Origin of the sequence: Desulfocicer vacuolatum DSM 3385 (assembly GCF_900176365.1) — a bacterium.
Taxonomy (GTDB): Bacteria; Desulfobacterota; Desulfobacteria; order Desulfobacterales; family Desulfobacteraceae; genus Desulfocicer; species Desulfocicer vacuolatum.
Genome location: NZ_FWXY01000069.1, coordinates 1 through 1,770, shown reverse-complemented (window position 1 = coordinate 1,770; position 1,770 = coordinate 1). Strand labels below are relative to the sequence as shown.

The following is a 1,770-nucleotide window of genomic DNA, read 5'->3' as shown; positions in this document are numbered from 1 at the left end:
CCCCCTGTGTCAGGATAGAAGTCGCCTCAATTGAAAATTTAAACTCTGGGGCATTGAGGTGATTTTATGGTATATCCGATCAAAACAAAAGAGGCCGTGATAAAAAAAGTCCTGATGGGTGGCAAACCTCATCATGAAATAGCAAGCGAAGCCGGAATCGGTCTGTCCACCTTGAGTTATTGGCTCAAAAACCACAAAAAAGATGGAAATCTAACTGTGAATAAAAAAGAAAAACGTCCCCAGGACTGGAGTGCCGAAGAACGACTGAAAGCTTTGATGGAGACAGGTACCATGGCGGAGAAGGAGCGTGTCTCTTGGTGCCGTAAAAGAGGGGTTTTTTCTCATCACCTTGAACAATGGAAGAAGGATATTCTTTCATTGTCAACCCCTGCCAAGGCCTCCGTTAAATCCAAAGGGTCTGCTCGGTTAAAGAAGGAGAATGCCGCTTTAAAGAAAGAGTTAAACCGCAAGGAAAAAGCGCTTGCTGAGACAGCGGCCTTGCTGGTTCTTAAAAAAAAAGCAGACTCTATCTGGGGGGATCCAAAGGACGATTGATCAGTGAAGGCGACAAAAAGGAAGCCTTGGCGCTGATTCAGGAGGCATGCAAGGGTGGTGCACGAAAGCGTCTTGCAGCAGAACTTCTGGGGCTACAGCTTCGAACGGTGCAACGCTGGGAAAAGAATGGCTTTAATGATCAGCGCAAAGGTTCGCGGGCGGTGCCTGGTAACAAAATATCCCAAAAAGAGAGGGAACAAATCATGGATGTCCTGACATCATCGGAATTTGGGGATGTCAATCCCCATCAAATTGTTCCCAAACTTGCGGATCAGGGAATCTACTTGGGTTCAGAAGCCACCATGTACAGAATTTTGAGAGAGCTAAAAATGAACAAACACCGTCTCTCAAGCAAGGTAGGAGCCCGTCAACGCCCAGATGCCTATATTGCCACAGGCCCTAACCAGGTATGGTCTTGGGATATCACATATTTGCCAGCCCGGGTAAAAGGGCGTTTTTTCTACCTTTATATGATCATGGACGTCTACAGTCGTAAAGCCGTGGGATACCAGGTCTATGATTGTGAATCTGCGGAACTGGCAGCAGCTCTGATTACAGACACCTGTCATAAAGAAAAAGTGCAGGAGAATCAGTTAGTTCTCCACTCTGATAACGGTGGGCCAATGAAAGCTTTTACCATGCTTGCAAAACTGGAGTCCCTGGGGGTAGCCCCATCCTTCAGCAGGCCCAGGATCAGCAACGACAACCCTTATTCTGAATCGTTGTTCCGGACCATGAAATATCGGCCGGAATATCCCGAGCATCCCTTTGATGACTTGAACAGTGCTCGGAAATGGGCAGAAAAATTTGCCCAATGGTACAACAATGAGCATCTTCATAGCGGTATTGGCTTTGTAACCCCGGTAGACAGACATGACCGGAAAGATGTTGAAATCCTTGAGAAACGTCATCAAGTCTACCAGAAAGCCAAGACGGCACACCCAGAACGTTGGTCTGGCCCTACAAGAAACTGGAAGCACATTGGGGAAGTTGCATTAAACAAGAGGAATAGTTTTGTAAAAAAATCAACTGATGGGGAAAAGGCCGCATAGAAGGCCTTTGAGAACCAACATAATTGATTTTGTCTATAAAAGAGCAACAGTTTCTTATGGCCGAGAATGGGCATCCAAAAAAGTCCGTCGGAGGTCATGAGAAGGTGTTGCGGTAAGCACGATTTTTTTTATGTTGAGGCGACAACTTGCTTGACATCTACCG

Annotated in this window: 2 protein-coding genes; both read left to right on the top strand. The window is 46.3% G+C overall.

Annotated features, from left to right (window positions below):
- Window positions 1-66 precede the first annotated feature (66 nt).
- The gene (locus B9A32_RS20910) at window positions 67-555 is read left to right on the top strand and encodes a transposase (RefSeq protein ID WP_084072129.1); all 489 of its coding nucleotides are present in this window, start codon (window positions 67-69) and stop codon (window positions 553-555) included.
- Window positions 552-1,607, top strand: coding sequence for an IS3 family transposase (locus B9A32_RS20905; protein ID WP_084072126.1), 1,056 nt, complete (start codon window positions 552-554; stop codon window positions 1,605-1,607). The genes B9A32_RS20910 and B9A32_RS20905 overlap by 4 nt, the downstream gene beginning before the upstream one ends.
- Window positions 1,608-1,770 lie beyond the last annotated feature (163 nt).

Coding starts and splice junctions, on each gene's coding strand:
- B9A32_RS20910 (WP_084072129.1), top strand. CDS start 67: ATGGTATATCCGATCAAAACAAAAGAGGCCGTGATAAAAAAAGTCCTG.